The 7,543-nt window shown below is 38.1% G+C and carries 7 protein-coding genes and 1 pseudogene; all 8 read left to right on the forward strand.

All coding sequences use genetic code 11. The features are described from left to right. The first annotated feature begins 15 nt into the window (after positions 1-15). Positions 16-1,089, forward strand: a complete 1,074-nt coding sequence (locus AC0IXC_RS08315) for a M42 family metallopeptidase (protein WP_002089046.1) — start codon at positions 16-18, stop codon at positions 1,087-1,089. Between the two features lie 289 nt (positions 1,090-1,378). Beyond that, the gene (locus AC0IXC_RS08320; protein ID WP_471652823.1) at positions 1,379-1,888 is read left to right on the forward strand and encodes a DUF84 family protein; all 510 of its coding nucleotides are present in this window, start codon (positions 1,379-1,381) and stop codon (positions 1,886-1,888) included. 83 nt (positions 1,889-1,971) lie between these two features. Then, entirely contained in the window at positions 1,972-2,286 is a 315-nt protein-coding gene (locus tag AC0IXC_RS08325) for a thioredoxin family protein (protein ID WP_002015619.1), read from the forward strand. Positions 2,287-2,365: 79 nt separating this feature from the next. Beyond that, positions 2,366-3,178 (forward strand): DUF1444 domain-containing protein, encoded by an 813-nt coding sequence (locus AC0IXC_RS08330; RefSeq protein ID WP_002089043.1) that lies wholly within the window; start codon positions 2,366-2,368, stop codon positions 3,176-3,178. After that, a complete protein-coding gene (gene ytpR / locus AC0IXC_RS08335; protein ID WP_002089041.1) occupies positions 3,175-3,789 on the forward strand; it encodes a YtpR family tRNA-binding protein in 615 nt (204 codons plus the stop codon). Before AC0IXC_RS08330 ends, ytpR begins: the two co-directional genes overlap by 4 nt. Positions 3,790-3,932: 143 nt before the next feature. Continuing rightward, a complete protein-coding gene (locus tag AC0IXC_RS08340; RefSeq protein WP_002015616.1) occupies positions 3,933-4,277 on the forward strand; it encodes a hypothetical protein in 345 nt (114 codons plus the stop codon). A gap of 40 nt (positions 4,278-4,317) precedes the next feature. Then, on the forward strand, positions 4,318-5,274 hold the full coding sequence (locus AC0IXC_RS08345; protein WP_471652824.1) for an N-acetylmuramoyl-L-alanine amidase: 957 nt from the start codon (positions 4,318-4,320) through the stop codon (positions 5,272-5,274). Between the two features lie 156 nt (positions 5,275-5,430). Next, a pseudogene (locus AC0IXC_RS08350) lies at positions 5,431-7,543 on the forward strand (DNA translocase FtsK); the annotation flags it as partial.

Genomic DNA, 7,543 nt, shown 5'->3' on the forward strand with positions numbered 1-7,543 from the left:
AAAGAAGGGGACTTCGTGAATAAAGAGACATTACAATTATTTCGTACGTTAACAGAATTACAAGGTGCATCAGGTTTTGAACATGATGTGCGCAGTTTTATGAAGCAAGAATTAAGCAAATATGCTGATGAGATTGTGCAAGATGGTTTAGGTAGCGTATTTGGTCTGAAAAAAGGGGACGAAACTGGCCCGCGCGTTCTTGTAGCAGGTCATATGGATGAAGTAGGTTTCATGGTTACGCAAATTACGAAAAATGGGATGCTTCGTTTTCAAACGTTAGGTGGCTGGTGGAGCCAAGTACTATTAGCTCAGCGTGTACAAGTTATGACGAAGAATGGTCCTGTTATTGGGGTTGTTGGTTCCATTCCTCCTCATTTATTAAGTGATGCGCAACGTGCAAAACCGATGGATATAAAAAATATGTTAATTGATATAGGTGCAGATAGTTATGAAGATGCGATTGAAATTGGCATAAAGCCAGGGCAACAAATCGTTCCAATCTGCCCATTCACACCAATGGCAAATGAAAAGAAAATTATGGCGAAAGCTTGGGACAACCGCTATGGATGTGGCCTTGCTATCGAATTGCTAAAGGAATTAAAAGATGAAACATTACCAAACACATTATACTCTGGTGCGACTGTACAAGAAGAAGTAGGTCTTCGCGGAGCACAAACTGCTGCAAATATGATTCAACCAGATATTTTCTATGCGCTTGATGCAAGTCCAGCAAATGATGCATCTGGTGATAAGACGCAGTTCGGTCAATTAGGAAAAGGCGCTCTTCTTCGTATTTATGACCGTACAATGGTAACACATAGAGGAATGCGTGAATTCATTTTAGATACAGCAGAAACACATAACATTCCGTACCAATACTTTATTTCACAAGGTGGTACAGATGCGGGCCGTGTGCATACAAGTAACTCTGGTATCCCATCAGCAGTAATTGGTGTTTGTGCACGCTACATTCATACACATGCTTCTATTTTACATGTTGATGATTATGCGGCAGCGAAGGAATTAATTACGAAGCTTGTGAGAGCGACGGACAAAACGACGTTAGAGACAATTAAGAATAACGCGTAAAGAGGAAGGGTGAAAAACCCTTCTTTTTTTAGGTTGAATAGATGACCCAGCGATGAGTGGGAGCGGTCAGTGCCTAGTTGGTGTTCGAATGATGTATTAAGACCTTGGATAGGAAGAGAGAGGAAGGCTGTTTTTGGAAAACCTTTTCTTTTTTTAGGTGGGAGAGATGACACAGAGATGCGTGTGTGCGGTCAGGCGCACTACGGTATAAATCTCAGTCATGAAGACTGATTTGGTGTTCGAGGCTAGTATTAGGATAGAATGATGAATTTATATAGAGGTGAATGAAATGAAGGTAGTAGTTGGATCGAAGAATAAGACGAAGGTTGGGGCTGTGGAGAAGGTTTGGAAAGATGCTGAAATTACATCTCTTTCTGTTCCATCAGGAGTAGCAAATCAGCCTTTTTCAGATGAAGAGACGATGCAAGGAGCAGTAAATAGAGCGAAGAGAGCATTGCAGGAAGGTGCAGCTCATATCGGCATTGGGCTAGAAGGCGGCGTTATGAAAACGGAGCATGGGTTATTTATGTGTAACTGGGGTGCTTTAGCGACGATTGAAGGTAAAACATTTGTTGCGGGCGGGGCACGTATTAAGTTACCAGACGATTTTTTAGCACCGCTTGAAGAAGGAAAAGAGCTAAGTGAAGTGATGGAAGAGTTTGTAGAGCGAAAAGATATTCGTAGTCACGAAGGTGCTATCGGTATTTTTACAGATGATTATGTCGACCGAACGGAATTATTTGTACACGTTGTTAAGTTACTTGTTGGGCAATATAAGTATGATGAAAAGCAAGCATAAACCTTGCACCATGCGCGATGTATGGTAGTATAAAGAAAAGATTATAGTGTGAAAAAGTGCACTCGTTAGAGGAGGAAATATAGATGAAATCATTAGAAAGCATGGAACAATTCCAAGAATTAAAAAATGAAGAGAATGTAGTCTTCATGTTCTCAGCAGAATGGTGCCCAGATTGCCGTTTCGTTGATCCATTTATGCCAGAAGTAGAAGAGAAGTATAGTGATTTCTCATTTTACTATGTAGATCGTGATGAATTTATTGATTTATGCGTGAAAGTAGACGTATTTGGCATTCCAAGCTTTGTAGCGTACAATAAAGGTGAAGAAACTGGACGCTATGTAAATAAAGATCGTAAAACACAAGAGCAAATCGAAGAGTTTATTGAAGGTTTAAAATAAGACAATTAGCCAATTGAATTGTAAAAACAACCTCTACCTTCGCGGGGGAGGTTATTTTTTTGGAAGGGAGGAAAAAGAGATGAAAATGACAAGTAAAAAGATGAAAGACGAGTTAATGAAGAAATTATCTCGACCAGAATGGGACTGTCATTATGATAGCGAGAAAGAAGTTCTTCGTATTGAACAAACAGACTCGAAAAAAGGTATTAACGTATCACTTCCAGGAGTAGTTGCAAAATGGGAAGTGAACAAAGAAAAAGCAATTGAAGAGGTCGCTTATTACGTACAAGAAGCGCTAATTGCAATGCATAAAGAAGAAAATAGCACGGCGAAAATTTTACCTGTTATTCGCTCTACTTCTTTCCCGAAACAATCAGAAGAAGGAAATCCGTTTATTATGACGGACCATACGGCGGAAACACGTATTTACTATGCGCTAGATTCTAATAAAACGTATCGATTAATTGATGAGCGCTTATTGCAAAAATTAGAGCTTACAGAGGAACAAGTACGTGAAATGGCATTATTTAATGCTCGCTCATTAGGCTATGAATTTAAGCAGGAGACAGTAGCAGGTAATACATTCTACTTTTTAAACACAAATGATGGATACGATGCGAGTCGTATTTTAAACGAATCGTTACTACACTCGATGCGTGAAAAGATCTCTGGTGATATGGTTGTTGCAGTTCCTCACCAAGATGTATTAATTATTGCTGATATCGTCAACGAAATCGGTTATGATATTATTGCACAAATGACAATGAAATTTTTTGCCGAAGGGCATGTTCCGATTACATCACTTTCATTCGTATATGAAGATGGGGACTTCGAACCAATCTTTATTTTAGCGAAGAATCGGAAGAAGACAGATGGAAAAGAGAAAGGATGAACGAAGTGAACGTTTTTTACAACCTTGAAGGAATTGGTGACACTTTAATTGTTACCTTACAAGATATTACTTTAGAAAACCGTACATTTGACCGTAAAGGAGATGTTGCTCGCGTATACGATCGTGAAAGCAACGTAACAGCAGGATTCAACATCTTTAATGCGTCTTCTTATGTAGAAGTAACAGACAACGGAAACGTTACATTAACGAAAGAGTTTGTTGAAAAAATTAACGGAATTTTAGCGAAGAATGGCTTTGAAGAAAAAGTAGAAGCTGATTTCACGCCGAAATTTGTTGTAGGCTATGTAGCTGAAAAAGAGAAGCATCCAAATGCTGATAAATTAAACATTTGTACAGTAGAAATCGGTACAGAAACATTACAAATCGTATGTGGTGCACCAAACGTTGATGCAGGACAAAAAGTTGTTGTTGCAAAAATCGGTGCTGTAATGCCAAGTGGTATGTTAATTAAACCAGCTGAACTTCGCGGTGTTCCTTCTTCTGGAATGATTTGCTCTGCACGTGAGTTAGAGCTTCCAGATGCTCCAGAAGAAAAAGGTATTCTTGTATTAGAAGATAGCTTTGAAGTTGGACAAGAATTTAAATTTTAATTGATGTTAGAAAAAGTAGTCTCGCATATGTGAGGCTATTTTTTTGTGCAAAATTCCTAGCATTGTAACGTTTCCTCTCAAAATCTATATTGTATTTCAAAAATGGATTAGGTAAAATTTAGAAAAAAGAAGGGGGTAGACGTATGAAACAACAACCAAAAATTGCAGAACTTCTGAAACGAATTGAAACTTCAAAACAGCAAGATATCGAACTAGGTTCCTATGAAATATATGTGTTTAGCGAAAATGAATTAGAAAAAGGACAAATCGGTTATCGATATGATAAACATAAAAATTCATTAATAAGTGAAGAAAGTGGAAAATGGAAAGAGGAATGGATTGTTATCGGATATGAAACGGATATGGGGGATCCTGTTTTCGTAAATGTAGCTGATGATGCGTATCTAGTCTATACCGCAGAGCGTGGTACAGAAACGTGGCAACCCGTTCATATTGGAAATATGGATGAAATTATAAAACAATTATAAGAAAAACTTTGAGACCGGTGCAAAGTGATAGGAGAGAAAAATGAAGTATATAAAAATAATGAGCGCTATTGCAGTCATTGGAATATATATGGGAGGTTGTTCGCAAGAAGAGCCGAAAAAAGAAACAACATCTTCTATACAAGAAAAAAACAAAGATAATAAGGAAGACGCACCGGTAGAAAAGCAGCAAGAAGAACAAGAAAAGAAAGAACAGCCGCAAGCAATTCAAACGAATGAGCAAGTGGAACATAAGCAGGAGGAAGTGCCGGCCGAGGAAAAGAAAGAGGAAACTACGCCGCTGCAGCCAACTGAGCAACCGCTGCAAAATAATGAACAAAAAGTAGAGAGTAATGAAAAACAAGAAAAGTTTCTCGTCGTTATTGATCCAGGGCATCAACAAAAAGCGAATTTAAATTTAGAGGCAATTGGTCCAGGAGCAACTACGCAAAAATATAAAGTAACAGACGGAACAGCGGGAGTTGTAACGAAAAAGAGGGAATCAGTTCTTGTATTAGAGATGGCTTTTATATTGAAAGAAAAACTGGAAGCAAAAGGTATACAAGTATTGATGACGAGAACGTCACATGAGGTTGATATAAGTAATAAGGAACGAGCAACATTCGCGAATGATCATAAAGCGAATTTATTTTTGCGCCTTCACGCAGATGGTTCTGAAAATCCAAATCAAAGTGGATTTGCTGTATTGACACCGGCAGAAGGAAGTCCGTATACGAAAGAGATTTATGCTGAAAGTCTTCAAATCTCTCAAACGATAGTAAATAAAATGAGAGAGAATCATCAAGTGAAAGTAAATGGAATTAAATTTCGGGATGATCTTTCTGGATTTAATTGGTCAAAAGTTCCAGGAGTACTATTAGAACTTGGATTTATGTCAAACCCTGAAGAAGACAAAAAATTATCTGACCCACAGTATGTAAATTCTTTATTGCAAATTGTAACGGATAGTGTGGATGAATATCGGAAGGGTAAAGATTAAACGAGGTCTTACATGTAAGACCTCGTTTTTCTATATGAAAAACAATCGTGAATTAGAATATTATGGATAAAACTAATATGCTTAATTTTACCTGCACTTTTTGCCGAATGCTGATACAATAAAGGATGTTACTATTTAGTAGAAAGAGTGGTAAACATGTTAGATTGGATGAAAAAGCTGTTTAACAAAGAGGAAGAAAAAACAGTGATGAATAAAGAAGTACCGGCACAAATTGAAAGTCAGCCGAAAATTCCTCGTGTAAACCACTACACTGAAGCAAGAGAAGCACAAATGGCAAGTCGGAATGCAGGGAAATGTCGTTTTCCATTAATACCAGATAATGGCTTCGATGAGGAGGATGTAAGAGAACTGCCTAACTTTGAAGAACAACCTATTCAAAGAGGAGCATATGAAGAACAGCCTACTCAAAGAGGAATAAAAGTGGAAAGAAGCAGACGACCGTATGTGGAAACAGAAGCACCTACATATGAGGAACCGGAATTGCAATATGAACCGGAACCAAAGCCTGTCGTAAAAAAAGCATTCGTACCGTCGCAAGAAAGTAACCGTAGACCATTTCGTCCAACAGAAATGATTTCTCCGATTTATGGATATAACCGTCCTTCAGTAGAAACGAAGGTTGTGCAGGAGGAAGAAAAGGTAAGAGAAGATCTTGAAATATCTGTTGAAGGAAAAGCTGTTGTTGACGCATGGTTAGAGAAAAAGGGATATACATTATCTGACTTTTCGGGAGTTCTACAAGGAAGTTCATCTGTTAAGAACGGAGTGAACGAACGAAGTAATAAAGTAGAAGAAAAATCGGTTGTGGATACATGGTTAGAGAAAAACGGTTACGAAGTTGAACGTCAAGCCCCTTCATTAGAAGAAAGCCTAAGTGATGATTTGCTTCATAAAACAGTAGGACAGCATGTGGAAGAAGAGGCTACAATTGTACAAGCCTTGAAGCAGGAGCAAGATGTAGTAGCGTTATCATCTACAGAAGATAACGAAGAAATTTTACAAGAAGAGTCAATAGATTCTAAAGTAGAGCATGTGTATTCGATATTAACAGAAGAAAATGAATGTAATACAGAAATAGAAGAAACTGTTGCTGAAGTTGCAGCAAATCAAGTCGAAGAAGAAACATTAGAAGATGTAGTGATTGTAAAAGCAGATGAAAAGCTTGAAGAAACAATTACTATAGAAATACCAGATGCTTTTGAAGAAGCTAAGGAAGCAGAAGAAGTTGTGGAATTAGAGAAACCTGAGGAAGCGACAGAAGAAGTTGTGGAATTAGAGAAATCTGAGGAAGCGACAGAAGAAGTTGTGGAATTAGAGAAACCTGAGGAAGCGACAGAAGAAGTTGTGGAATTAGAAGAAACTGAGGAAGCAATAGAAGAAGTTGCAAAATTAGAGAAATCTGAGGAAGCGACAGAAGAAGTTGTGGAATTAGAAGAAACTAAGGAAGCGGCAGAAGAAGTTGTGGAATTAGAGAAATCTGAGGAAGCAGCAGAAGAAGTTGTAGAATTAGAGAAATCTGAGGAAGCGACAGAAGAAGTTGTGGAATTAGAAGAAACTGAGGAAGCAATAGAAGAAGTTGCAGAATTAGAGGAAGCTGAGGAAGCGACAGAAGAAGTTGTGGAATTAGAGAAATCTGAGGAAGCAGCAGAAGAAGTTGTAGAATTAGAGAAATCTGAGGAAGTGACAGAAGAAGTTGTGGAATTAGAAGAAACTAAGGAAGCGACAGAAGAAGTTGTGGAATTAGAGGAATCTAAAGAAGCAGAAGAAGTTGTGGAATTAGAGGAAGCTGAGGAAGCGACAGAAGAAGTTGCGGAGTTAGAGGGTACTAAGGAAGAAGAACCAACTTCTCAAGAAACAGTAATTGAAGAAACGATGAATACAGATTTAGTGGAAAATACACCAGTTGCAGAGCAACCAGTGATTTCTCAACAAGAAACAATTACGTTCAAGGAAGAAAGTGAAGTATTCGTACCAGTTTCAGAAACGGATGAGCAAACAAAGAAAGATGTTCAAAACTTTGCGAACGTTTTAGTTGAAGAAGCGGAAGAAAAGAAGCAAGTTGCTGAAGAACAGCCTGCTTTACAAATAGAAGAACCGAAACGTGAGAAAAAACGTCATGTCCCATTTAATGTTGTCATGTTAAAGCAGGATAGAAAGAAATTAATGGAAAGACATGCGGCAAGAACGAACGTAATGCAATCAACTGTCAGTGAACGAGTGGAAGAAAAGCCAATGCAGCAAGTGGTAG

The sequence above is a fragment of the Bacillus sp. AC266 genome (assembly GCF_979253805.1).

Excerpts from the sequence above, each read along its gene's own strand:
- AC0IXC_RS08320 (WP_471652823.1), top strand. The coding sequence starts at position 1,379 with ATGAAGGTAGTAGTTGGATCGAAGAATAAGACGAAGGTTGGGGCTGTG.
- AC0IXC_RS08325 (WP_002015619.1), top strand. The coding sequence starts at position 1,972 with ATGAAATCATTAGAAAGCATGGAACAATTCCAAGAATTAAAAAATGAA.
- AC0IXC_RS08330 (WP_002089043.1), top strand. The coding sequence starts at position 2,366 with ATGAAAATGACAAGTAAAAAGATGAAAGACGAGTTAATGAAGAAATTA.
- ytpR (WP_002089041.1), top strand. The coding sequence starts at position 3,175 with ATGAACGAAGTGAACGTTTTTTACAACCTTGAAGGAATTGGTGACACT.
- AC0IXC_RS08340 (WP_002015616.1), top strand. The coding sequence starts at position 3,933 with ATGAAACAACAACCAAAAATTGCAGAACTTCTGAAACGAATTGAAACT.
- AC0IXC_RS08345 (WP_471652824.1), top strand. The coding sequence starts at position 4,318 with ATGAAGTATATAAAAATAATGAGCGCTATTGCAGTCATTGGAATATAT.